We start from the raw sequence: 22,677 nt of genomic DNA, 5'->3' as shown, positions 1-22,677 counted from the left end.
TTAATATCAATCAGATAACCGTCTCGCTTTCCTATTAATTAGTGTATAGCTCTAGCCAAAATTTATGAAAATTCATGTTTCAACCAATTAGTTTCTTTATCGGTTTGCGTTATAGCCGCAGCCGAAACCGTAGCGGTTTTGTATCTTTTATTACCTTTTTCTCTATCGCAGGTATCTTACTTGGCGTTGCCTCATTAATTACTGTTGTTTCGGTAATGAACGGCTTTGAGGGAGAGTTAAAAAAACGCATTTTGGGTTTGATCCCGCACGTTGTCATTTCAAGTGACAAACAACAAAGCTTTGATTGGCAAACACAGCGACAACAATTATTAGCGCAGCCACATGTACTTGATGTGACGCCTTTTTTAGAGTCGGAAGCGTTAATTACCTCAACACGTAGTTTGCAAGCCGTAATGTTGCAGGGCATTGTGCCTTCGTATGAGCACAACAATATTATTGCATCGCAAATGGTGGCAGGCAGTTTAGAAAGCTTAAGTCAGCAAAAATATCAAATTATTATCGGTCATGCGTTGGCGCGAAAACTGGACGTCAATATAGGTGAAGCCGTACGTATTGTTTTACCTAATAAAATGGTTTTTACGCCGATGGGGCGTATTCCTGTACAACGAACATTTACGGTGTCGGGTATTTTTAATGTTGGCTCACAAGTAGACGATGCCATGGTATATGTCCATAGCAATGATGCGGCCAAATTAATGCGTCGCCGAGATGACGGCATTAGGCAGCTTCGTGTTTTCCTCGACGATGCGTTTTATGCGCAGCAATTTGTTGAATCAATCGATTTTAGCGCTGAGAATTTAACCGCAAGTACTTGGTCAGAAAGCCAAGGAGCACTTTTTTCCGCCGTTAAAATGGAAAAAAACATGATGTGGTTAATGCTGAGCCTAATTATCGCGGTTGCAGCCTTTAATATTGTGTCTGCGCTAGTGATGGTGGTGATTGACAAGCAAGGCGAAATTGGTATTTTGCAAACCTTAGGCATGTCGCGCAGTGACATTATGAAGATTTTTATGACCCAAGGCATGGCCAATGGTGTTTGGGGGGTTGCCTTAGGTACAGTGTTAGGGCTTGTATTGGCACTTAATTTAAATGAAATTATGATGTTTTTGGGTGTGAGTATTTTAGGAAACGGTTATGCAAGCCAAGCTTTACCGATTCAATTAACCGCTAATGATGTGGTGGTCATTGTATTTTCAGCGTTATTAATGAGCTTTTTAGCTACTATATATCCATCGTATCGCGCATCAAAAACATTGCCTGCTGAGGTCTTAAGAAATGAATAAAGTTTTACAGTGTAAAAAGTTAAGTAAGTCTTATCTGCAAGGTAAAATTGAAACTAAGGTATTAAATGAACTTGAACTTACTGTTGAAAGCGGTGAGTTGCTGGCGGTTGTTGGTAGTTCTGGTTGTGGTAAAAGTACCTTTTTGCATATTGCTGGTGCATTAGATTTACCGACTTCAGGCGAAGTGTGGATCAAAGATACTAATATTCATACCCTTTCTGAAAAGCAGCGCGCTAAGTTTAGAAATCAGCACATTGGTTTTATTTATCAATTTCATCATTTAATGATGGAGTTTTCTGCCTTAGAAAATGTCGCGATGCCGTTGATGATCCGCGGTGAAAATGCAAAAACAGCGATGGCTCAAGCAAAAGCAATGCTAGAGCAGGTTGGTTTAGCGCATCGTATTTCACACCGACCAGCAGAGTTATCTGGTGGCGAACGTCAACGGGTTGCTATTGCACGCGCATTAGTGACCAAACCTTCACTTATATTGGCTGATGAACCGACCGGTAATTTAGACTTTGATACTGCAGAGCAAATTTATCAATTATTACGTGAGCTAAATGCCACTGTGAATACTAGCTTTGTGATTGTTACCCACGACTTAACACTTGCTGCCAGAATGGATCGTCAATTGCGTTTAGACCACGGTCAATTAAAGCCATTAACGGCTAATGCTGAAGCGAACAATGATGAAGTGAACAAAGCTGCAACCAGCGATACTGAGGCAAACCATGTTTAAACCGTTAAGTCTCTTTTTAGGCTTTCGCTATGTACGAAGTCGTCAAGGCAATGGTTTTTCATCGTTTATTTCTGCTTCATCCACATTCGGCATTGCCCTTGGGGTATTAGTGTTAATTGTAGTGCTGTCGGCAATGAATGGTTTTGAGCGTGAATTGTCACAGCGTCTATTATCGATTGTTGCACATGGCGAAATGGTCACGGTAAATACCCCGATAGACAACTGGCCAAAAGAAGTGCAAAAGGTGCAACAGCATCCACAAGTTGTCGCGGCAGCACCGCTAATTAAATTAACTGGCATGATGCAAAAAGGGGATGAGCTAAAAGGCGTTGAACTAAGAGGTGTTGATCTAAAACTTGAAAGCCTAGTGTCAGATATTACCACTTACGTAAAGCAGGGGAGTTGGCAAAGCTTAGCACAGGGCAACCAAATCGTTATCGGCAGTGGCATTGCTAAAAAGCTCGGCGTTTCGATTGGTGATAAAGTACAAGTGTTACTGCCAAAAACGGCGGCGCAAGGTCAGCCGTTATCAAAAAAATTTCCAGCGCTACTAAAGCAAAACTATATCGTTGGCGGTATCTTTCAATTTGGCGGCACAATTGATGAAACATTGGCTTATGTTTCATTGGCACAAGCTGCTGAGTCAATGCAATATCAAGTCGGTCAAGCACAAGGTATTCGCGTAAAAGTTAACGATGTTTTTATGGCACCGCAAGTGATCCGAGAAGTTGCCAATAACTTTAATTATCACGTTTATATTTACGACTGGACACGTACGCAAGGACATGTTTTTAACGATATTCAACTGGTGCGTATGGTGATGTTTATTGTGCTGGTTTTAGTGATTGCAGTAGCGAGTTTTAACATTGTTTCGACCTTAATTATGGCAGTTAATGAAAAGCAAAGTGATATTGCGATTTTAAAAACCATGGGCGCATCACCACCTACTGTAATGTTAGCGTTTATTGTTCAAGGTGTAATGAATGGCGTGCTTGGCAGTGTGATCGGCACTATTTTAGGTGTGTATGTTTCACTTAATTTAACCGATATTATTTTGGCAATTGAAGGGCTTTTTAATACAAAAATTTTATCGGCAGATGTTTATTTTATTGACTTTATCCCAAGTGAATTACACATCAGCGATGTTTATTTCACTGTGGTTACTGCATTAGTTTTGAGTTTATTAGCCACTATATATCCTGCATGGCGCGCGACAAAAATAGAACCTGCTAAAGTGTTGGGGCAAGCCTAACAGTTTACTGCTAACGTGTTGCGGGTAACGCTTGTTATTAATTTTTGCTGTTTACTTTGATTAAAACGCTGATTTAGTCTCTAAATTGGCGTTTTTTCCATTCTTTTGCCACAGAATAACGCCATAAGCTATTAATGCCAAAGTACGCTAAAAATGAGGCAATAATGGCCATAATTATGCAGCCTAGCAAAAATGCAGGGCCTATCGTTGATAGGCTATCAAGTATCCATTGCCAGCTAAGTTCAAAGACGAACTCTTGTTGAGGCGTACCTAAAATCCAAGTCCCCACCACATAACAACTATAAAAAATAAATGGCATGGTTAGCGGGTTGGTTATCCATACCAAAGAAACCGCTAACGGTAAATTTGCATGAGCTATAATGGCAATAGAGGCTGCCAACATCATTTGAAATGGAACTGGGATAAAGGCACAAAATAAACCGACAGCAAATGCTTTAGCAACAGAACGACGATTTAAATGCCATAAATTAGGGTTGTGTAAAAGATCACCAAAAATCTGCAAATGTTTATTTGACTTAATGGTGTGATGATCTGGCATCAATTTTTTGATGGTTTTTTTAGGCATTACTAATACTAATTATATGGAATTTAATCACTATGGAACGGTGGCTACTTACATTTTTTATTGGTGCGCTTTGCGCATTAGTGATGCCCGTGACACCAACGCCTTATTATGTCACCTTATTCGCTATTGTTGCAATGCTCTTTATCGCGACAAAATGCATGAAAGTGTATAGCGGCTTTTTTATTGGGCTTGCATGGCTGCTTTTTAATGGCTGGACCTACAATAATATTTGGTTAGCTAACAATATTGTTGAAGGCGACTTTTTTACACAATCTCATCAACTTGTTGGCACTGTGGTCAGTTTAGGCACCATTAACTCGCTCGACCTCACAAAGCCGTCACAAAAATTTAATTTTCTCGTTGAGCAAATAAATAACCAAACCTTAAAACGACCAATTTTGTTGAGACTTAATTGGCATCAAACTCAGCAGTTAAAACACGCTACTGCGACAACAAACCCTAGTTCTTCGTTTCCTTTAATCAAGCAAGGGCAGTATTGGCAATTAATCGCTAAGTTCAAACCTGCTTATGGTTTAGCAAACCCCGGAGGCTTTAATTATCAAGCTTGGCTAAGGCAGAAAAATATTCATGGCACGGGTTATGTTAAAAAGCATAACGGCAATCGTTTACTCAATAATAGCCGTTCACATCGGCAACAGTTGTTTGACGAAATGCACGGCAAACTGCCCAAACACGAGTTAGTCGCTTTTATTTATGCGCTTACTTTTGGTGAGCGTTTTTCTATTTCAAATGGTCAATGGCAAGTGCTAACTGCAACAGGTACGCAACATTTGATCGCGATATCGGGATTGCATTTAGGTTTAGTTGCAGCTGCTGCCTTTTATTTTTTTAATATCTTTTGCCGCTTTGTGCCACTAACACAAATACCCAATAATCGACTTAAAGCGGTGTTGAGTTGCCAAAATATTCGTTTATATAGCGTTTTGTTTAGCTGCTTAATTGCCATTTTCTATGCGTATCTTGCCGGTTTTTCTCTACCGACGGTGAGAGCGCTAATTATGTTATTACTTTATTGGTGTTGCCGCTTAGCCAATATTCAGCTCAAACTCAGTTTATGGCTATTAATGGTTGTCTTTTTCATCGTGCTTTTTGATCCTTTAAGTATCACAAGCGCAAGTTTTTGGTTATCGCTTTATGCAGTTACCGTGATATTTTTATTATTGTGGCGACTCTCTTTTACGCGCTCTAAACAGCACTTTTTATTGCTATGGCTGAAAAACTTAGTATTGATTCAGCTTGGGCTGACATTATTCATGCTGCCAATTGTTGCTATCTACGCACAGCAAATTTCACTTATGGCATTTTTTGCCAATATTGTTGCGGTGCCTTTGATGAGTTTCACCGCGATTCCTTTGGCGCTCTTGTTTTTAATAACTAGCCAATTAAATACTTGGCTTGGCGACGTTGTACTTGAACTTACTCTATATGCTTTGCAGCTTGTTTGGTATTGGCTTGAGTGGTTAGCGCATCAGCCTTGGGCGCTAATTACCTTATCGCAAAGTCAAACCCTAGCGTTAACCTTAGTTGTTATGTCCATTGTTATTTGTTGGCTGTTAAATTTGTCAGTTCAAAAGCAAATATTGGCGAGTTCGGCTGTTGTTGCAATTGCCTTAGCTGCGCAAAAAGTTTATTTAAATGAACAGCCAAGTTGGCAACTAAGTGTGATGGATGTAGGGCAAGGTTTAGCTGTGGTGATTGAAAAACAGCAACAAGCGATTTTATACGATACCGGGGCTAGCTATCCAAGTGGCTTTAATATGGCTGATACGGTTTTGCTGCCTTATTTTCAGTCAAAAGGAATTAATACCTTAGATCGGGTGATGATAAGCCATAAAGACAACGATCATGCGGGCAGTTTACCCATGCTTAAACAAGGCATTGATGTCGGATTTGTCATGGCGAATGCCAATAAATTATCAGCAAACAGCTTATGCGCGCAGCAGGAAAGTTTTCGCTGGCAAGGGTTAAGCTTTGATATTCTTTGGCCCGAAAAAAAACATAACGAAGAGCAAAAAAGTAATGATCGCTCCTGTGTAGTTAAACTATCTGATGGTAACTTCACTGCGTTATTAAGCGGGGATATTTCAAAATCCGTTGAAGCTAAGTTAATTGCAGAAAACTTGTTAACTGATATTGATGTGCTTGTTGTTCCTCATCACGGATCACATACCTCATCAAGCGCAGCATTTTTAACCGCACTCACTCCTGAGGTTGCTTTGGTGAGTGCTGGGTTTATGAACCAATGGCAAATGCCCAAAAAGTCGGTAGTGCAGCGCTATCATTCTCAGGGAATTGAGCTTTTATCAACAATAGAGCAAGGCATGATCACGGTTAGTATTTACGATGACAGCCATAAAATCAGTTCGTATCGGCAGCAGCTCTGGCCATTTTGGTTTGCTAACTAGTTTAGCTGCGCTGTGATTTGTTATTGTTTTTCTGTAATTTTCCTATTGTGTGTTTTCTCTAATTAATTGTTTATTAATACCTTTATTGTAAATATTTAACCAGTAATAAAGGAAATTGTGCACCAAATTGGTTATTAATAAATGCTATCTTTTGTGATTGTTTTTCTAATTAGTTGGTAGATAAAGAAAATAGCGTTAAAATGAGCGCCAATTTTTTGTAGTACCGAGACCATGCATGCAAACGTCATCAGAAGTTACCACTTGGCAGAACTTTAAGCGATTAATGGGTTATACCAAGCCATATAAGATGGGGCTTGTGGTATCTGTTTTTGGCATGTTGGCTTATGCGGGTATCGACGTACTTTTCCTGTCAAAACTTCAACCACTCATTGATGGTGGCTTAGAAGGTGCTGATCCAAACTTTATGAAATGGGCACCTATTTTTGTCATTGTCTGTTTTATCGTGCGCGGTGTTAGCCATTTTATTGGTAACTATTGCCTTGCGTGGGTCGGAAATAATGTGGTTGCTGATTTTCGCCAAGCGATATTTGAGCACATTATGAAAATGTCGGTCAGCTTTCATGATAAAGAGTCCACCGGTACGTTAATTTCTAAACTAACTTACGATACCGAACAAGTGTTAAATGCCACCAGTAAAGCGTTGCTCACCTTAGTACAACAAGGCGCATTTTTGATTGGTTTAATTTTCTTGATGTTTTATTACAGCTGGCAATTGTCATTAATATTTTTATTGATCATGCCGGTTATTGCCATTGTTATTTCGCAAGTATCGAAACGTTTTCGTCGCGTGAGTAAAAATATTCAAGGGGCAATGGGGGAAGTGACTAGCGCTGCAGAGCAAACGTTTAATGGTCATAAAGTTGTGCTTACTTTTGATGGTCATGAACGAGAATTTAAACGTTTTGAAGTGATCAATAAAAACAACCGCCAGCAACGCATGAAAATGGTCGCAACCAAAGCGGCGAGTGTGCCGCTTATTCAAATTATCGCTTCATTTGCCTTAGCCTTTATTTTATATGTGGTGACGTTAGATAGCATGGCGAGTATTACGCCGGGTGAGTTTATCTCCGTAATTACTTACATGACCATGTTAATGAATCCCCTTAAGCAGTTAACCAATGTTAATGGCGAATTTCAACGAGGAATGGCAGCGTGTACCAGTATTTTTGCCATTCTTGATCAAGACGTTGAAAAAGATACGGGTACCACAGCGCTAGTAAAAGCTAAAGGCAACATCGAATTTAATCATGTTAATTTTAGCTATAACAACGACGAAACGTTAGCGCTAGACGATGTTTCTTTTACCGTATCACCTGGTGAAACGGTTGCCTTTGTTGGGCAATCGGGCAGCGGTAAGTCGACGGCTAGCTCGTTATTGCTGCGTTTTTACGATGCAAATGAAGGCGAAGTACTCATTGATGGTACTAATGTTGAACAGTACAAGCTCAAAGATTTACGCAATCAATTTGCTTATGTTTCCCAGCAAGTGGTGTTGTTTAATGATACCGTTGCCAACAATATTGCTTACGGCAATCCCAAAGCGAGTCGCGACGATATAATTGCCGCAGCAAAAAGCGCACATGTATGGGAATTTATTGAAAATACCCCAGAAGGTTTAGATGCCAATATTGGTGAAAATGGCGCAAAATTATCGGGCGGTCAACGTCAACGCATTGCTATTGCCCGAGCATTACTATGTGAAGCGCCATTTTTAATTTTAGATGAAGCGACAAGTGCTTTAGATACTGAGTCTGAACGTCATATTCACGACGCATTGCAAATACTTCAGCAAAACAGAACCTGTATTGTTATCGCACACCGTTTATCAACTATTGAAAGTGCAGACAAAATTATTGTTATGAAAGACGGAAAAATTGTCGAGCAGGGCGATCATCAATCTTTACTTGCACAAGATAATGCCTATGCGCAATTACATCGTATGCAGTTTGGTAGCTAAGCAATGCGTTTAATTGAACAGGTATGGTTTAACGGGCACCCCGCTAAATTTATTTTAGTGCCACTACTTTTGCCCTTAACGGCGCTGTTTTGGTTAGTATCTTTTATTCGTAGACAACTCTTTTCAGTTAACATTAAAAAGCGTATTACTTTAGATAAACCCGTGATCGTCGTTGGTAATATTGGCGTAGGTGGCAATGGCAAAACACCGGTTGTTATTCATTTAGTTGAACTTTGCCGTTCAATTGGGTTAACCCCTGGTGTTATTAGTCGCGGTTATGGTTCAAACGCGCCACATTATCCGTATTTGTTAAATGCACAAAGTACTGCCGAGCAAGCAGGTGACGAGCCCTTGTTGATTTTTCAACGCTGCAATGTTCCCGTTGTGATTGGCGCTGATCGTATTGCCGACGGCGAGCTGTTAATTGAACAAGGTTGTAATATTATTATTGCTGACGACGGGCTACAACATTATCGCTTAGCACGTGCTTTAGAGTTGATTGTGGTTGACGGTAAACGACGTTTTGGTAATGGTTTACTATTACCTGCTGGGCCTCTGCGTGAAGGGCTTTGGCGTTTAAAACCTCCTGCTAAAGTCATTATAAATGGTTTTAATGAGCAAACAGATTTACCTCAGTGTTTAACTGGTGCAATTAATATGTCGCTTGAAGCGCAAGAGGTTTGCCATTTATTAACCAATGAAACGATGACTTTAGTTGATTTTATTCGCAAATACCCTAAGGTAAATGCGTTAGCAGGCATTGGCGACCCAGAGCGTTTTTTTACCACCTTAAAACAACAAGGCTTTAGGCTAGATAGCCAAATAGGGTTTGTCGACCATCATCAATTTAGCGAAACAGATCTTAAACAATTTCGCCAAGACCTGCCGTTATTAATGACGGAGAAAGATGCGGTAAAATGTCGTTCGTTTGCCACAGAGCAAAGTTGGTACTTACCGGTTTCGGCAAAATTTAATGTCGATGAAGATAATAAGTTATGTGCTGACATTCAGCGCGTAGCAAAAATGTAAAACGAACTAAGTACAACACTTAGTTTATTCACCAGATAAAATGAGAGAGACACATGGCTTTTGATACAAAATTAATGGAAATTCTTGCTTGCCCAGTTTGTAAAGGCAAATTAGATTACAACAAAGAGCAACAACAGTTAATTTGCAAGTTTGATCGTTTATCTTACCCGATTGAAAAAGGCATTCCGGTATTGCTTGAAAGCGAAGCTAGCCGTTTAAGCACTGAAGAGAGTTAATTATGTCTGGTTTTGTTGTGGTTATTCCTGCTAGGTATGAATCGTCACGTTTGCCGGGCAAAGTACTGGCAGACATTAATGGCAAGCCTATGATCCAATGGGTCGTTGAAAAAGCACAAAAGAGCGGGGCTGCCAAAGTCATTGTCGCTACCGACAACGACAATGTCGCCAAAGTGGTCCAAGGTTTTGGTGGTGAAGTGTGTAAAACTCGCGCCGACCATCAATCAGGTACCGAGCGTTTAGCTGAAGTAATGGACATATACCAATTTCCAGACGACCAAGTCATTGTTAACGTTCAAGGTGACGAACCTTTTATTCCTGTTGAAAACATTGCGCAGGTTGCCAATAACTTAGCAACACAAAACCAAGCGCGTATGGCAACCCTCGCCATGACGATAGATGATGTGGAAGAAGCATTTAACCCAAACGCAGTAAAAGTACTAACAGACAAAGACGGTTATGCTTTGTATTTTAGCCGAGCAACCATTCCTTATGATCGTTCTCGATTTTTAAATAATGACAATGTGCAAGAAATTGGTGACTTTTATCGTCGCCATATTGGCATTTATGCCTATCGAGCAGGATTTATTAAAGACTACATTACGTGGCCGGCAAGCCAATTAGAACAAATTGAGTCTTTAGAACAATTACGTGTTTTATGGCAAGGTGAAAAAATTCATGTTGCGGTAGCAACGACTCGTTTGCCTGTTGAAGGCGTCGATACCCCTGAAGACTTAGTAAAAGCGCGAGAATTTGCAAAAACGCTATAGCTTATAAGTTAAATACACTAAATAAATCGATATTTTAAAAGCCTAAAACGTTATTGTTTTAGGCTTTTTTTTTTAAATGACCCGTCCTGAAATAAGTTGACACTTTGTGGTATGAAAAGTAAACAGCAAATGGGTTAGTTATAAATGGTTTTGCCAAAAATCAGTTTAACCTTCCCAAATTCCGAGACTAATGCTAACAGATGATAGCTGGAAATTGCTATCCAGAATAATGTACTTAACGGGGCGAATTTATAAAAAGCCCGAACACCGAATGACGCTTGAGGGTATCTTATACCGTATGCGCACAGGTATCCCTTGGCGTGATTTACCCTGTGACTTCGGGGATTGGAGTGCAGTTTTCAGGCGTTTCAATTTGTGGTCGAAAAAAGGTGTTATGGCTGAGATATTTAAGTTTTTATCTCGATTAAACGACGCTCAATGGCTGTTTATAGATGGCAGTATTGTAAAAGCTCAACAAGATGGAGCTAATGTAAAAGCACCTAACAAGCAAGCAATTGGTAAAAGCCGAGGTGGTAACTCAACTAAAATACATTTAGCCGTTGATAGTGGCGGTTTACCTCTACATTTTGAACTATCTGGTGGACAGGCTCATGATGTGAGTTATGGTGAGTCACTGGTTACTTCCTCACCCAAGGGAGAAGTTGTTGTCGCTGATAAAGGCTATGATAGTCAAGCTTTACGAGATTTAATTAAAAGGCGTAATGCTCAACATGTGAGACCGAGGAAAGGCAATAGTAAACGAGGAAATGACGATATTGATTGGTGTATGTATCGATACCGTCATTTAGTTGAAAATGCGTTCTTAAAAATAAAAAAGTATCGAGCTATAGCAACTCGATACGATAAGTTAGCTAGAAACTACCAAAGCTTTGTAGCGCTAGCTTTCTCTTTAATGTGGTTACCTATGTGGGTTGATTAGAAAATGTACTCGAAAGATCAACACGCTCTAGTATATGGCAAAGGATGTATGACGCTTAAGCTAGCAGGATTAGTTTTAAGATGGGACCTCTGTAGGCATCGTGATATTTTTAATGGAGCACGGTCACTTTTGAACCTTAAAGACAAAGTTAATTCACTTTTTATATATTTTAACTCATTTCAAAAAAACAAAACTCGTATCTAATTCTTTACAAAAAAACGTGTGCAATAACATTGCTGTTTGTTTTTTGAACTACTATTTAAGATTCTACAAAGGTTTAACAAAATTAGTTAGCTTTAGCTTTTTTATTTTATCTTTATGATTTTATAGGTATTTTGTTTTATTGAACAGCTTTGGATACAATTCTTTAAATTTTATTTTTTTTCTGTAATTTGTTGTTTTTTATGTTTATTTTTTTGTTTCGCGATTTGGGTGAGTAAGTTGTGTTGTTGTGTTTCGTTAGTGTAACCAGGTGTTGCTGTAGGTGTTGACCTTGTTACAAGATTAGGTATACCATCTTGTTCGACCAGATATAAACGCATAAATAATGCGGTATATCTTATAATCAAAAAAAATAATTAAAAAGGCAATATAGCCTTAATTTTAAACACAGAATCACGAAAGTGATCCAGGGAGTAAATATGTATAGCAATAGCAAAATCGCTAAAGCTGTTCGCCTTGCCATGTTCGCAGGCGCAGCATCTACATTAGCAATTTCGGCCCCAGCTTTTTCTGCAGAAGAAAATGCAGAAGAAGTTGAACGTATCGAGGTTACAGGTTCACGTATCAAACGTACTGACCTTGAGTCAGCGGTTCCAGTAACAGTATTAACAGCGGATGATATGCTCGTTAAAGGTTTTAATAATGTTCAAGATGCCTTAGCCAGTTTGTCTTCTGTTACAGGCACAAATACTACCCAATCTGTACACGGGTTTACTCCAGCGGCATCATCAATCAGTCTTCGTAATGCTGGTGCAAACCGTACTTTAACACTAATCAATGGTAAGCGTTTAAACCAGTACCCTAAGCCTTTAGGTGGTACTGATAACTTTGTTGATACTGCTAATTTACCTATGGAAGCAATTGACCGCATTGAAGTTTTAAACTCTGGTGGTGGCGCAATTTATGGTGCAGATGCTGTTGGCGGTGTTGTTAACATTATTTTAAAGCGTGACTATGAAGGTTTAGGCTTTAAAGCTCGTATGAGTGATACATCGGAAGGTGGCGGCGCACGTAATAAATTTGCTCTTTCTTTTGGTGTTACTGGTGAAAAAGGCAATATTTCAACATTCATTGAATATGAAGATAGTGAACGCTTAGAAGCAACTGACCGTGAAAACTTCGGTTTACATACAGATAAAGTTGAGCATAGTAAGTTTTCTTCATATAGTTCATATGGTGGCCGTATAGGTAACCTAGGTGGGTTGGATGAAGCCGAATGTACTGCTGGAGGTTTCTTTTATCGTCCAAATGGCGTATGTGGTTTTGATCGATCTAAATGGCGTGATCTGGCTCCTGAAACTAAACGTGTAAGTGTGATCACTACTTATAATTACGAGCTTACTGACGATATTCGCATGGTTGGTCGAGTTGACGCTTCTGAAGCTAGCTCAAATCGTAATATTGAACCTATGGGCATTGACGCTTTTAATGTAAATGTTACTGGCGATACGTTAACCATGACTTCAGATCAATCACCAGGTCGTGCTGAAATGGTTGATAAAACTTTAGGCTTTGGCGGAGATTTTGCCGAAGCAGATGATGGTGATTATTGGTATGTACGTCGTGCATGGGAGTTTGGACCACGTGGTTCTGATACAGAAAACCGGAGCTTCTTTGCCTCAGCTGGTTTAGAAGGTACTTTTAACGATCAGTTGGACTGGGACGCGTCAATGAACTTCGCAAGAACGCGCGTTGAAGTATTTGATTACGGTTATGCAACCAGTAATGGCATGTTTGATTATCTAACTCAAGGTGAACATGGCGTTTCAATGCTAGACCCTTTCACGCCTGAAACCGTTGAAGCAATCGCATACGAACCTTTTGAAATTGCAGAGTCTTCTCGAATTAACTATCAGTTTAATGTGACTGGTGAAGCGTTTGAAATGCCTGCAGGTATGGTTTCATTTGCATCAGGTGTAGAGTGGAGCAAGCAAACATTCGCAAGTGATTCAGATGCCGAAAGCAAGAAAGGCGCAATTTTAACGACAGGTGGTTCATCAGGTAAAGGTGCACGTGATATGTGGGCTGCTTACTTAGAAATGATTTTCCCTGTAACTGATCAATTTAATGTAAATGCTGCTGTTCGTTATGATGACTATAGCGATTTTGGTGGTAATGTTACACCTCAAATCAGTGCTGAATATCGCCCAACGGATGAATTATTAATTCGTGCTGTTGTTGGTAGTGTTTTCCGTGCACCTGATATGCATCGAGTATATGGTGACCCAACAGCAGGTAGTAATACCGTTATTGATTTTAAAGGCTGTGAGTCAATTGGTGGAACACCTGGAGATGGTATTGACCGAGTGGTTGATCCATGTAATGAATTACATATTTCACAAAATACGGGTGCGAACAGTGAGTTAAAAGCGGAAGAAGGTTATACCGCTAACTTAGGTTTTGTATATTCTGATGATGCACTTGATGCTTCTGTAGATGTTTGGAAGTGGAAGCTAGATGACATGGTAAATGACATCGACGCTGATACTGTTGCTGAAAGATATGACCTATATGAGCACCTAATTACCCGTGACCCTGCAACAGGTTTTATTGACACTATTGATACTGTAGCGCAAAACTTAAGTTATCAAGAAGTTTCTGGTATAGATTTTAGCACTGGTTATAAAATCGAAATGGGTGAATACGGTTTAATTTACGCCAACATTCAAGGTACTTATTTACTTGATTCTGAAGGCCAAGCTAACCCAACAGCTGTTATTGATGATGATCTTGAAGATACTAATGTGGTTCAACTTCGTATGACGGGTTCAGTGAATTGGCAGTATGAAGACTTATCTTTGAACTTATTCTCTCGTTACATTGGTCGTCATCATGGCACAAGTTTCCGTGCAGATATTCAAAATCCAGAAAATACAGAATCTGATTTGGAAGTTGCAAGCCATATTACATGGAACTTAACTGGCGGTTATGCTTTCACTGATGACATTAAAGTTCAGGTTGGTGTTGTTAACATGTTTGATAGAGGTCCAAACTTTGACCCTACTAACAAAAGTTGGCCACATTATTCACGAAGCTTATACAATGCTGTTGGACGTGAAATGTTTATTGAAGGTGAGTTCAGGTTTTAAACTAAACATGTATTGTTAATGTTTATTAAATAGTATCAAAGATTACAAATCCGCTATTAATTCATTTAATAGCGGATTTTTGCTATCTACCCCATGGTTATTTTATAACACCTGTAGTTTGTTTTTTGTTCGATTAAAGTCGGCTATAACGCAGGCTATCTTTTTTACTTGTTTTTTACATTTTATTTATAAATGACTTTTTATTGTTGTATTTAAAAGTTTACGAGTATTTGGTTCCTTATTCTATCTTTTTGTTATGTATAGGTATTTCATTGTTTTCGGTCTAATAGCAAAAACTGCTCTATATTTATTTAATATTTTCTCTAAATCTTAATTCTTCTTCAATTCATTGATAATAAAGGATTTCGCTTTTCAAGCTAAGAGTTATACTATCCTGCAAAAAGATTAAGTCACTTTAATCCAATCTCTAGAACACATTTGCTTAACCCTGTCAGGAAGAGAGATAAATGTGTTCCATGCTTTTGACACTTGCTCAACAATATCTTTATACCCATTAAAAACTCTGTTGGATAAACAGTGTTGACGCAGCCAACTCCATACTTATTCTATTGGACTTAGCTCTGGCGAATAGGGTGGTAATTTTATCAACGTCACATTATCAAATGGTTGTACTGTGTCGAAAGTGTGCCATCCAGCACCATCCATAATAACGACAGCATGTCTGCCATATTCAGTCGCTTTAGATATTTGTTCCATATGTAATGTCATGGTTTCCTTGTTGACACATGGTGTTATTAACGCTTCTGTCTTACCATTACTTGGGCAAACGGCTCCAAATAAGTAACCATATTCATACTGTTGCTGTTTCACCACTCTAGGTAGTACCACGTTCAGCCCAAACGCGTGTCGTTTGATTCTGTTGGCCAAACCGTGCTTCATCTTGTAACCATATGTCCATATCTCCAGGCATTACATTAAATGGAGTGTTCACGATCGTTTCCAGTCGGAACTTTTTTAAAAGCCTCTTGGCTTTCTTGTGATTGTTTTGGGTGTCGTGAACGACTTGTGAACCAACTAAACCCTAATTGCTTAAGGAGTTTATAAATATGATCATGGTGAAATTGAACATTGAATTGGCTTGCAATATAACGAGCTATATTTTCTCCTGTTAAACGTCCACCGTTATTAGCCGTTGCAGAAGAGTTAATATACTTCGATACTTGCTCTAACTGTGAGGGGGGGAATTTAGGAGGACGACCTGGAATAGGTTTGTTATCTAGGCCTGATATGCCACTTGCCAAGTAGTTAGATACCCATTTATTTACACTACCTCTGGCAGTATTTAAACGTCGAGCTATATTGGCTCTATTTTCGCCTTCAAAAAATAAAGATACCGCCAACAAACGGAGTCGTTTTCTAGCATTGGTTTCTTTTCTTGATAAAGCTAAAAGTTGTTTTGATGTTTCTAGATTCAAGAGAGTTAAATGTGGTAATGAATAAACATATATTAGATCACATCTTTATGTCGTTTGGTATTAGTGTAGTCATTTTGTATAAATATAGTAGTAAAACGTCTCTTATTTTATATTTATTGCTTAGGTATTGTTTTTTATGGTTTTTGTTCTACGCTTAAAAAATTACATATATGTATTAATGCTACATATTGTAACTTGTTGTAATGAATGGTGTTGACCCAGTTACAGGATTAGGTATACCATCTTGTTCGACCAGATATAAACGTATAAATAATGCGTTATATCTTATAATCAAAAGTATAATTTAAAAGGCAACATAGCCTTTCTTTTAAACACAGAATCACGAAAGTGATCCAGGGAGTAAATATGTATAGCAATAGCAAAATAGCTAAGGCTGTTCGTCTCGCCATGTTCGCAGGTGCAGCAACAACAGCTACAATTTCAACTTCAGCTTTTTCTGCTGAAACTGGTGCTGAAGAAGTAGAACGTATTGAAGTTACCGGTTCTCGCATTAAGCGTTCAGAATTTGAATCAGCAAGTCCAATATCTGTTTTTGATGCAGACCAAATCAAAGCATCTGGTGTCGCTAGTGTTGATGAATTTTTGAAAGATATTCCATCATTTTCTGGTTTTCAAATGGGTGCATCAACGAATAACGGTAGTGATACAGGTCAGAAAAAAGTTGACTTGCGTGGTTTAGAGTTCAACCGTACCTTAGTTCTTATTAATGGGCGTCGTCAAATTGGTGATGTAAATGGCGATGGTGCAGTAGATATTGGTGCAGTACCTATCGGTATGGTAAAACGCATTGAAGTTTTAAGAGATGGTGCATCTACAATTTATGGAGCTGATGCTATTGCTGGTGTTGTTAACATTATTTTGAAAGATGATGTTGAAGGTATTGAAATGTCAGTAAATTGGGGCGCTGGCACTGAAGATGGCCAGGCTGAAAATGTTGGTTTTTCAATTGTTGCAGGTACAGCTTCTGATAAAGGCAGCTTTACTATGGGTATTGAATATTCTCAACAATCAGAGATGAAACAAGATGAAAAGGATTGGGCTTTAGAAACGTTATACCCAATTTTGGATAGAGACCCAACTTCATCTACATTCAACACTTTTCAGCCTCAAAACTCCGCTTCTTCAAATAGTCGAAAAATTACACTAGCTAACGGCGATACATATATCGTCGATGAAGCAACAGGTCGAACAAGACCATTTGGTAAAGATTTCGATGGTAATCGTGTCGATGATACTTATAACTATGCGCCAGTTAATGCTTTAGTTACCCCAAATGAACGTTTCCAATTTGCTGCCAATGGTAAGTACGAATATATTGATGACCACGAGTTGTATATGGAAACTTTATATACTCGTCGTACATCACATCAGCGTTTAGCACCGGATGCATCGTTTAATACCCCTGGCATAGATCAGAAAATACCTGCTTCAAACCCACATAACCCTTTTGGTGACACACCTAATAATGATGAAGGTATATCTGGTGAGGCTGTAACGCTTAACCGTCGTTTTACAGAATCAGGTGGACGAATATATGAGCAGGCTGCAGACACCTTCCGTATGGTTTTAGGTGGTCAAGGCTATTTAAATGATACTCTTGGTTATGATATTTCATTTACTTATGCTGAAAATGAAACCATAGAAGAAACTAAAAATTTACATCGTATTGACCGTTGGAATATTATGGTTGATCCGGCGAAGTGTGCAGCAAATGACGCATGTACGACAGCAGTTGGTGCTGACGGTTTTAATCCATTTGCCCCTTATGGGTCTATTACTGACGATGAACTCGGCTTTTTAATGGCTAACTCGCTTAAGAACTTGTCTTGGGGACGAATGATGTTATTCCAAGCAGGGTTAAATGGTGAAGCTGAATCTATTGATTTTGGTTCAGGTGCCTTAGGTTGGGCAGCAGGTTTTGAACATAGATTTGAAGAAGGTAGATTTTCTCCTGATGAGTTCATGGCAGAAGGTTTAACTACTTCTGGGGCTTCACCTGCGCAAAAAGGTTCATTCACTGTTGATGAGCTATACGTAGAAATGAATATGCCTGTAACTAATGATTTAACTGTTGATGCATCTCTTCGTTATTCTGATTATGATACGGTAGGTGATACCACAAACTTTAAAATTGGTGTTGATTATCAAGTCTTAGATTGGGCAAAAGTTCGCGGTGGATTTTCAACAGGCTTCCGTGCTCCGAATATAACAGAAATTAACCAAGTTGAAGCAGCAGATAACCCTGTTGTTGAAAACTGGTGTGAATTCATGGACCGCCGTACTGATATCACTGATACTATGAGAACTAACTGTCTTGCTTTAGGAGTTCCTTCTAATGATGATTCAGAGTTAGGCTTTGCTTATCAGTCTTCAGTTACAGAAAAAGCTCCTGCTAAAGGGTCATTAAAACCAGAAGAATCAGAAAGTTTTACAATAGGTATGGTGTTAACCCCAATTGAAAATTTGAGTATTAGTTTCGATTATTGGGATATCACTGTAGATAATTTAATTGGTGTGCCAAGATATAATGATTTATCGCATAGCTGTTTAGATTCAACCAATCTTTCTAGCCCTGCTTGTTCTGTATTCCGCGATTGGGATGGCGAAGCCTCAGGACCAATTATATTTGATTTGTACCCAGCCGATGCTGTATTAACTTATGGAAACTTGGGTGAGTTATCTACAAACGGTCTTGATATTGATGTTCAATATACTATGGATGTTGATTTTGGTTTTGGTAATCAGCTTGATTTTCGTTGGTCTGCAACGAATACATTTACTCGTGAAGAAACATTTGGCTTAACAGGAACAAACGAAACTGTTGGTACAGCAAGTGGTTTCGCTGTTTATCCAGAGCTTAAAATGAATGCTTCTGCTAACTTATCTGCGGATGATTGGAACATCCAATGGGCCATGCGTTACATTGGTGAAACTGATGATGCAGCTCGTCCTGCCTCAATTACTGATGATGCAGTAGCAGAAGATATTATTTATCATGATTTATCCGGTAGCTATACTTTCGGAACTGTAAGTTTTGCTGTTGGTCTTTCAAACTTGACTGATGAAGATGCTCCTCGTTTCCACAGTGCGTTTAATGCAAACACTGAACCGGGAACGTATGATGTAATTGGTCGTCGTATATTCGGTACTGTAAACGTTAAATTCTAAAATAATTTAGAATAATTGATAAAGCCAGTAACGAAAGTTACTGGCTTTTTTGTTTTTCATGGCCTTTAAATATGAATGTATTCAGTGGCGTTTTATTTTATTACTGAGTGAAGCTTTAGGTTAGCTACGAGGTAATTAGACTAACAACTTAGTTACCATTAGATTCTAAAATTTGTTTTGTATTTGCTCAAAATGCTATGAAAATATAAATTTCGTAGATTTGTAATTATTGATGAATAAAGAGCTCAATACTTTTTTTGGGTGAAAAAAAAGACGCTAAAAAGCGTCATTAATTATTAAGGTGGTGGAGCTGGCTGGTGTCCCACCTACTAATAATTCTATCTACTGTTTTGCAAGTGACTGATAAATAAATTAAAAAATCACTAGTTATGGTGGAAGTGTATCACGTAGGTGGTACACCGCAAGTAAAATTATGGCTTATTTTTAGGTATATAACGCATCAGGTGGGGAACTGAACCCCCGTCTGGTTTTTGTATTTTATTACTGTTTCTTTTAAGACAATCACACAGTACCATGTCTTTTGAAATTAATAATTCTATCCCCTCAGTAATATCTTTTTCCCACCTGATATATCGATGTTTTACGTATTTGTGATTATAACAATGCAGTAGTGCATCTTTTACTGAAAATCCTGCTTTCAGATAATGGTATAAACCCACCTCTGGTAATTCACAGCAATCTTTTAATGCTTTTAATTGTTTAAGTGCTGGTATCACTGTTTTTGAATTTCTGTAATGCAATAATTCTTCATTAAATGAATCATTAATGTGATCTGACAATTTACTGCCTTTAATCAGTTGTGATTGTTCAAAACATGTTTTAAAACGTGGATCATGCTCTACTAAATCAATCACTTCTTTAATAAGCCAATCATTTTCAAAGAAGTCTAGATGATTTTCATGGCCGAGTTTGTCACTAAACTGTGTAATAAGAGTAATGTTATTCATTGTGTTAATTTCCTTTTTGTTGTTTTTGTTTCTCCCTTAAGATTTAAGGTATTGAGAGTATTTAAATCGTTTGATGTACCTTGAGAGCAGGAACTTTTTGTTGAGGTAGTGTTGTTTTTATTACATTGACTCAAGGCATTAATGATTTGTTTGTTTTTATCGTAATATTGTTTGTTGTAACGTTTTTTACGTCTTGTCTTTGGTTGGTATTGCGTGTGGTCTAGCCCTGTATGATTTAAAACCGCAAGGTTAAAGGCATGTTTAAGCACTCTAACAATACTTTTTTGTTGCAACTCTGCTCTTGTCTCACCGTTTATGACTTTTGCGATCACAAGGTTTAAATGTGGATTATCTTGTTCATGTAAATTCATAAACAGATGATCTTTTAAATCTTTAGGCGTTAAATTTAAAAAGAGACTTAATTCTTTAATAATATCTCTGCTGATATTTTGCCATTGCTTATGCGTGATTTTATTGGGTAGAGCAGGTGGTAATGAAAAGACAAAACTTTGTGCAAATGAATTAAATCCTCGGCCTCCTTTTTTCTTTTTGGCCGTGATCAATTCTTGCTTGGTAATATTAAAAACGGTTTTTAAATGAAAGCGATCAATATTGCCAAATATAGGTTTTATTGTTGTTTTATCTTTATGGTTTTTATGATTTTCAGATACCAAGTATCTTAAAAATTTTCTTAAGCCTAACCCTCTATCTTTAATAGGCTGAGTTATAACTGTCCAGTTCTTGAGCATGGTTATCATTGTTGTTTGATACTTTAAACGTACCAAATAAAAATAACGATACAAGAGCAAAGAGTAAAAAAGGAAGAAAACCAAATAGCTAATGGAGAATTTTTTACTCTTTCCAGATAGGAGAACCTATCACTTCGTTCAGGATTCTCCACTTCTGGCACTTCGTGAAAATATTATTATATAAGTCTTGTAATTTAAGTTTAAATATGCTTTGACAGTTCTTGTTTCACTTTGTATTATCGTTTTATATTCAAATTTGGAATAACAATCATGTAAAACCTGAGAATATATAATAATAAAACTATAAGGATAAAATTAATGAAAAAGTTATTTGGGAAGAATGAAAGTGGCTTAAGAACAACTAGCACAAAAAAAGTAAAAGTAGAACAAACCTCTTCAAATACTGTTAAAGATAAAGAGGGGAATGTTATTCACCATGAAGAAGATGTTGTTTTTACATCAGTTAAAAATTCACAGCCACGCTATTTTCAGACATATTTTGATGATAGTGATGCGTTGAACTGTGTAACGAAACAAGAAAATAACGTTATTAAAAAACTGGCTAAATTGGCTGATTTTGAAACGAGTATCATTTATTTACACTCATCTCAAAAAAAGCAGATCGTGGAAGATCTTGGTATTGTATTAAAGACAGTTGATAATATTATACAAAACCTAAAAGCAAAACAGGTGTTATTTAGTTTAGATAAGGGGGTATTTATACTAAATCCGTTCTACTTTGGTAAAGGCTCATGGGATGATCAATTACAGCTCAGAAAAGCCATTAAAGTAACTAAAAAAAGAGATGAACCTTATAAATTCGATGCTTCTGCGTTAAAAGAGGCTTATAAAGATTTACTTAAATCATCAGTAGAAAATTCAGATAAAGAAAAAGCTGAAGAAATAGATAAAGAAAGAAATGATAATAAAACAGCAGCTAACGAAAATAATAAAAAAGATGCGTTAGGTTTTATAGAGCTTTTGAAAACTGTATTTTTTCGTTCAAAGAAACATCCAACATTTACAGAAGCTGTAGCTAATCAACAAAAAGAAAATACTTATTCTCTTGATAACAGCCAAAATTTACATTGATGCGTAATATATACTAGATAGTGAATTTTTAAGTAAATGCATGATTTATAGTTTAAATTGTGCAAAAACTATTACTGTATACAAGGCATAAAGTACATTTATAATATAGTGTTTATGCCTTGACTTGAAGTACCTTGATATCCTCGTAATACCTTCTTTTTTATCAAATATTATTTTTAAAAAAATTTTAAAAATTTCTCTTCTGAAATAGCTCAATAGCATTATTGTATTTTTTATACTGGTGTAGGTTATTAGTCCACTCAACTAAACAGATATGTCTTTGTTTAAAGCCTGTAACAGCTTTTAAACGGTTTAATACTTTATTTCTTAATATCTACTTAGAAAATTAAATAATCACGTTATACAGCTAAATTTAAGTATCAGGATAAACAGCAGATGTAACTCACTAAGCTTAATATCTGAAATTGTATTTCTATTTAGTATATTAATTAGCATTAATTCAGATGCAGCAATATATACTAAATAGAGGATTTTTTATTAAAGATATGAAAAATAATGTTTTTTGTATTTTTTTATCAATCAAGAGAAGGTAGTGAGTACATTTTCTATAGGTAGGTTAGTCATGCTCTTGGTTTACATGCAAATTTAACCTAAAAAATTTTTTATAGCTATTTTTAATAAATGAACAGGTTTAAGTTTCTTTTAATA

The 22,677-nt window shown here is 37.5% G+C and carries 15 protein-coding genes and 1 pseudogene; 12 read left to right on the top strand and 4 right to left on the bottom strand.

Annotated elements, in window-relative coordinates; genetic code table 11:
- Window positions 1-74: 74 nt before the first annotated feature.
- Genes ACRRSQ_RS09455 through lolE form a run of 3 tightly spaced genes read left to right on the top strand, consistent with a single transcriptional unit; the run spans window position 75 to window position 3,298 of the window.
- Entirely contained in the window at window positions 75-1,304 is a 1,230-nt protein-coding gene (locus ACRRSQ_RS09455; RefSeq protein WP_440875488.1) for a lipoprotein-releasing ABC transporter permease subunit, read from the top strand.
- On the top strand, window positions 1,297-2,046 hold the full coding sequence (lolD, locus tag ACRRSQ_RS09450; protein WP_440875487.1) for a lipoprotein-releasing ABC transporter ATP-binding protein LolD: 750 nt from the start codon (window positions 1,297-1,299) through the stop codon (window positions 2,044-2,046). Before ACRRSQ_RS09455 ends, lolD begins: the two co-directional genes overlap by 8 nt.
- Entirely contained in the window at window positions 2,039-3,298 is a 1,260-nt protein-coding gene (lolE, locus tag ACRRSQ_RS09445) for a lipoprotein-releasing ABC transporter permease subunit LolE (protein ID WP_440875486.1), read from the top strand. Before lolD ends, lolE begins: the two co-directional genes overlap by 8 nt.
- Window positions 3,299-3,371: 73 nt before the next feature.
- On the opposite strand, the gene ACRRSQ_RS09440 is transcribed toward lolE, so the two are convergent.
- Window positions 3,372-3,884: a DUF2062 domain-containing protein gene (locus tag ACRRSQ_RS09440; protein ID WP_440875485.1), complete on the bottom strand. Its 513-nt coding sequence runs from the start codon at window positions 3,882-3,884 to the stop codon at window positions 3,372-3,374.
- Between the two features lie 32 nt (window positions 3,885-3,916).
- On the opposite strand from ACRRSQ_RS09440, the gene ACRRSQ_RS09435 reads away from it, so the two are divergent.
- From ACRRSQ_RS09435 to ACRRSQ_RS09405, 7 genes are all read left to right on the top strand, one after another.
- Complete coding sequence (locus ACRRSQ_RS09435) at window positions 3,917-6,310, top strand: DNA internalization-related competence protein ComEC/Rec2 (RefSeq protein WP_440875484.1); 2,394 nt, start codon at window positions 3,917-3,919, stop codon at window positions 6,308-6,310.
- A gap of 235 nt (window positions 6,311-6,545) precedes the next feature.
- Window positions 6,546-8,288 (top strand): lipid A export permease/ATP-binding protein MsbA, encoded by a 1,743-nt coding sequence (gene msbA / locus ACRRSQ_RS09430; protein ID WP_440875483.1) that lies wholly within the window; start codon window positions 6,546-6,548, stop codon window positions 8,286-8,288.
- A 3-nt stretch (window positions 8,289-8,291) separates the two neighbouring features.
- On the top strand, window positions 8,292-9,317 hold the full coding sequence (gene lpxK, locus ACRRSQ_RS09425; protein WP_440875482.1) for a tetraacyldisaccharide 4'-kinase: 1,026 nt from the start codon (window positions 8,292-8,294) through the stop codon (window positions 9,315-9,317).
- Between the two features lie 53 nt (window positions 9,318-9,370).
- A complete protein-coding gene (locus ACRRSQ_RS09420; protein WP_440875481.1) occupies window positions 9,371-9,553 on the top strand; it encodes a Trm112 family protein in 183 nt (60 codons plus the stop codon).
- 2 nt (window positions 9,554-9,555) lie between these two features.
- The gene (gene kdsB, locus ACRRSQ_RS09415; RefSeq protein WP_440875480.1) at window positions 9,556-10,323 is read left to right on the top strand and encodes a 3-deoxy-manno-octulosonate cytidylyltransferase; all 768 of its coding nucleotides are present in this window, start codon (window positions 9,556-9,558) and stop codon (window positions 10,321-10,323) included.
- A gap of 178 nt (window positions 10,324-10,501) precedes the next feature.
- The gene (locus ACRRSQ_RS09410; RefSeq protein ID WP_440875786.1) at window positions 10,502-11,263 is read left to right on the top strand and encodes an IS5 family transposase; all 762 of its coding nucleotides are present in this window, start codon (window positions 10,502-10,504) and stop codon (window positions 11,261-11,263) included.
- Between the two features lie 641 nt (window positions 11,264-11,904).
- Complete coding sequence (locus ACRRSQ_RS09405; protein ID WP_440875479.1) at window positions 11,905-14,574, top strand: TonB-dependent receptor plug domain-containing protein; 2,670 nt, start codon at window positions 11,905-11,907, stop codon at window positions 14,572-14,574.
- A 405-nt stretch (window positions 14,575-14,979) separates the two neighbouring features.
- Here the strand turns inward: ACRRSQ_RS09405 and ACRRSQ_RS09400 are convergent.
- A pseudogene (locus ACRRSQ_RS09400) lies at window positions 14,980-16,010 on the bottom strand (IS630 family transposase).
- Window positions 16,011-16,376: 366 nt separating this feature from the next.
- On the opposite strand from ACRRSQ_RS09400, the gene ACRRSQ_RS09395 reads away from it, so the two are divergent.
- Window positions 16,377-19,199 (top strand): TonB-dependent receptor plug domain-containing protein, encoded by a 2,823-nt coding sequence (locus ACRRSQ_RS09395; protein WP_440875478.1) that lies wholly within the window; start codon window positions 16,377-16,379, stop codon window positions 19,197-19,199.
- Between the two features lie 431 nt (window positions 19,200-19,630).
- Here ACRRSQ_RS09395 and ACRRSQ_RS09390 read toward each other — a convergent pair whose 3' ends face one another.
- Both ACRRSQ_RS09390 and ACRRSQ_RS09385 read right to left on the bottom strand, forming a co-directional pair.
- Window positions 19,631-20,167, bottom strand: a complete 537-nt coding sequence (locus ACRRSQ_RS09390) for a hypothetical protein (RefSeq protein ID WP_440875477.1) — start codon at window positions 20,165-20,167, stop codon at window positions 19,631-19,633.
- The gene (locus ACRRSQ_RS09385) at window positions 20,164-20,925 is read right to left on the bottom strand and encodes a hypothetical protein (protein ID WP_440875476.1); all 762 of its coding nucleotides are present in this window, start codon (window positions 20,923-20,925) and stop codon (window positions 20,164-20,166) included. The genes ACRRSQ_RS09390 and ACRRSQ_RS09385 overlap by 4 nt, the downstream gene beginning before the upstream one ends.
- Before the next feature lie 309 nt (window positions 20,926-21,234).
- On the opposite strand from ACRRSQ_RS09385, the gene ACRRSQ_RS09380 reads away from it, so the two are divergent.
- The gene (locus tag ACRRSQ_RS09380; protein ID WP_440875475.1) at window positions 21,235-22,008 is read left to right on the top strand and encodes a hypothetical protein; all 774 of its coding nucleotides are present in this window, start codon (window positions 21,235-21,237) and stop codon (window positions 22,006-22,008) included.
- Window positions 22,009-22,677 lie beyond the last annotated feature (669 nt).

Source organism: Thalassotalea sp. PLHSN55 (assembly GCF_052030545.1).
In the GTDB taxonomy this organism is placed as follows: Bacteria; Pseudomonadota; Gammaproteobacteria; order Enterobacterales; family Alteromonadaceae; genus CANMXU01.
The sequence above is the reverse complement of the archived record's forward strand: the minus strand, read 5'-3'. Positions and strand labels throughout refer to the sequence as shown.

Excerpts from the sequence above, each read along its gene's own strand:
- ACRRSQ_RS09395 (WP_440875478.1), top strand. The coding sequence starts at position 16,377 with ATGTATAGCAATAGCAAAATAGCTAAGGCTGTTCGTCTCGCCATGTTC.
- kdsB (WP_440875480.1), top strand. The coding sequence starts at position 9,556 with ATGTCTGGTTTTGTTGTGGTTATTCCTGCTAGGTATGAATCGTCACGT.
- ACRRSQ_RS09420 (WP_440875481.1), top strand. The coding sequence starts at position 9,371 with ATGGCTTTTGATACAAAATTAATGGAAATTCTTGCTTGCCCAGTTTGT.
- lolD (WP_440875487.1), top strand. The coding sequence starts at position 1,297 with ATGAATAAAGTTTTACAGTGTAAAAAGTTAAGTAAGTCTTATCTGCAA.
- ACRRSQ_RS09435 (WP_440875484.1), top strand. The coding sequence starts at position 3,917 with ATGGAACGGTGGCTACTTACATTTTTTATTGGTGCGCTTTGCGCATTA.
- ACRRSQ_RS09455 (WP_440875488.1), top strand. The coding sequence starts at position 75 with ATGTTTCAACCAATTAGTTTCTTTATCGGTTTGCGTTATAGCCGCAGC.
- lolE (WP_440875486.1), top strand. The coding sequence starts at position 2,039 with ATGTTTAAACCGTTAAGTCTCTTTTTAGGCTTTCGCTATGTACGAAGT.
- ACRRSQ_RS09440 (WP_440875485.1), bottom strand. The coding sequence starts at position 3,884 with ATGCCTAAAAAAACCATCAAAAAATTGATGCCAGATCATCACACCATT.
- ACRRSQ_RS09385 (WP_440875476.1), bottom strand. The coding sequence starts at position 20,925 with ATGATAACCATGCTCAAGAACTGGACAGTTATAACTCAGCCTATTAAA.
- ACRRSQ_RS09380 (WP_440875475.1), top strand. The coding sequence starts at position 21,235 with ATGAAAAAGTTATTTGGGAAGAATGAAAGTGGCTTAAGAACAACTAGC.
- ACRRSQ_RS09390 (WP_440875477.1), bottom strand. The coding sequence starts at position 20,167 with ATGAATAACATTACTCTTATTACACAGTTTAGTGACAAACTCGGCCAT.
- lpxK (WP_440875482.1), top strand. The coding sequence starts at position 8,292 with ATGCGTTTAATTGAACAGGTATGGTTTAACGGGCACCCCGCTAAATTT.
- msbA (WP_440875483.1), top strand. The coding sequence starts at position 6,546 with ATGCAAACGTCATCAGAAGTTACCACTTGGCAGAACTTTAAGCGATTA.
- ACRRSQ_RS09405 (WP_440875479.1), top strand. The coding sequence starts at position 11,905 with ATGTATAGCAATAGCAAAATCGCTAAAGCTGTTCGCCTTGCCATGTTC.